2 protein-coding genes are annotated in these 2,370 nt (G+C 39.5%); both read left to right on the top strand.

What is annotated here, in order from left to right; translation table 11 throughout:
• A partial coding sequence (locus AC1DPZ_RS25645) for a putative LPS assembly protein LptD (protein ID WP_477408822.1) occupies nt 1-2,252 on the top strand: 2,252 nt, incomplete at its 5' end.
• Between the two features lie 5 nt (nt 2,253-2,257).
• Nucleotides 2,258-2,370: molybdopterin-binding protein (locus AC1DPZ_RS25640; RefSeq protein ID WP_477408824.1), on the top strand; the 113-nt coding region annotated here is incomplete at its 3' end.

Raw genomic sequence — 2,370 nt, 5'->3', positions numbered from 1 at the left:
CATCAGATTCGCTGTTGTTTAATTATAATACTAAAAAAGGAAAGCTTTATAATCCTGCGTCTGAGCAGGAAGGTAACTTTATATCTGGCGGGCAGGCAAAAAAGCTAAATGAAACTGAAGTTGCTTACCGTAATGTGATTTTCAGTACCTGTGATTTGCCTTACCCTGATACACATTTTGGTATAGTGATAACAAAGGGCATAGGTGAAAAAAACAGGATCATATCCGGGCCGGCTTATCTGGAAATAGAGGGGGTGCCGCTGCCATTGGCCATCCCGTTTGGTTTCTTCCCTAAACCTAATCAGCGAACATCCGGGGTTATATTACCTACTTTTGGCGAGGATGCGAAACTGGGTTTTAAACTGGCTGGGTTTGGTTATTATCTTGGTTTGAGTGATTATGTTGATCTTACTACAACGGGTACAATTTATTCAAAGGGTTCGTATGAAGTAAACTCAACTGCAAGGTACCTTGTACGCTACAAATACACCGGTAATCTTTCTTTAAGTTATGGCTCTCATAATTACCAATTGCCTGGCGATCCCCCGGTGAAGGATATACACATTGACTGGACCCATTCCCAGGATCCTAACGCCAACCCGGGTTCAACATTCAGCGCGTCAGTTAACGCGGGTACATCCGGTTATTTTTCACGAAATCCGTCAAACTCAAATTATAATGTGGTGACTGCCGCGCAAAGCAGCTTGCGTTCAAGCATATCTTACGGAAAAACATGGGCTGGTACACCCTTTAACATGAGTATAGGTCTTGGYCATAGCCAGGATATAGCCAATAAAACAATTACCATAGAGTTACCAACTATAGCCTTTGGTATGTCATCTATTAACCCTTTCGATTCAAAGGATAGGGTAGGTGAGCAAAAATGGTATCAAAAAATAACGGTTAGCTATAACATGAATGCTACCAATAAAGTAAATAACATCCCCGAATCGGAGTTGTTTAAAAGCACAGTTACCAAGCGTTTACAAAATGGATTTCAACACCAGATCCCAGTAAGTTTGGGTTTAAATGTGCTTAAATATTTTCAGTTTAACAGCAGCGTAAATTATACCGAACGCTGGTATTTTCAATCAGTAAATAAAAGATTTGAACGCGGCAGTATTTCCAATTCAGACCAGTTGCTTGTTGATACCATTCAAGGGTTTAAACGTGCCGGTAATTATAGCCTTAGTACCGGTCTGTCAACCAAATTGTATGGTACATTAAATTTTAAAGGTAATTTAAAAGCAATAAGGCATGTAATGACTCCATCTATCGGTTTTGGTTATACGCCGGATTTCTCGGATCCAAGCTATGGGTATTACAAAACCGCTGTAAGTAATGCAAGTGTACCATACCCGTACACTTATCAAAAATACTCCATTTTTGAAAACGGAGTTTATGGCTACCCATCCAGCGGCAAGCAGGCTGGTATCAGCTTCTCATTGGATAATATGATTGAGGCCAAATTAAAAGCAAAAAGTACGGATACATCGGGTACCGATAGAAAGGTCACCCTGTTGCAGGGGCTATCTTTTTCAACATTCTATAATTTCGCGGCCGATTCTATGAAACTTTCAAATATTCAATTTTCGGGGCACACGGCCCTGTTTAAACAGAAAGTGAATGTTAGCTTCAGTGGTTCATTTAATCCGTACGTTATTAGTGTACATGATTCTATTTCAAATAACGCCATTGTACGCACCAGTTCGCTTGTTAATAAATACAGGTGGTCTAATGGTCAGTTCCCTCAATTAAGTGCCGTCAGCATTTCTATGAGCGGTAGTTTAAACTCCACTACAGCCAAGGCACCGGGCACCCCTAATGTAAATACTTTACAAAATGTTGGAGCCCAGCAGGCTCAGCGACTGGCATTGATCAACAGCGACCCTAACTCATATGTGGATTTTAATGTTCCCTGGAATATATCGCTTAACTATAGTTATAGCTATAGTAATTATTTAAATAATGTGTCTACAAGTAATACGCTCATGATTAGCGGCGATGTAAGCATCACGCAAAAATGGAAGATACAATACTCAACAAACTATGATTTTAAAGCTGCCAAGCTAAGCAGCGCCACTTCTTTTTCCATTTATAGAGATTTGCATTGCTGGGATCTTTCGTTTCAGTGGGTGCCATTTGGCTATTTAAAATCATACAACGTTACCTTAAAGGTAAAATCAACCATTTTGCAGGATTTGAAACTGAGTAAACGAAACGATTATTCAAGTAGCAGAAATTTTTATTAATTAATATGTTGGCAGAGATCATAACCATTGGTGACGAAATACTCATCGGACAAATTGTTGATACCAATTCGGCCTGGATGGCTAAGGAGTTAAATAAAATAGGTATCACGGTTAAACA

It is taken from the genome of Mucilaginibacter sp. P4_G9, from assembly GCF_056400985.1.
Note: the sequence above shows the minus strand (reverse complement) of the source record. Positions and strands in the feature narration are given on the sequence as shown.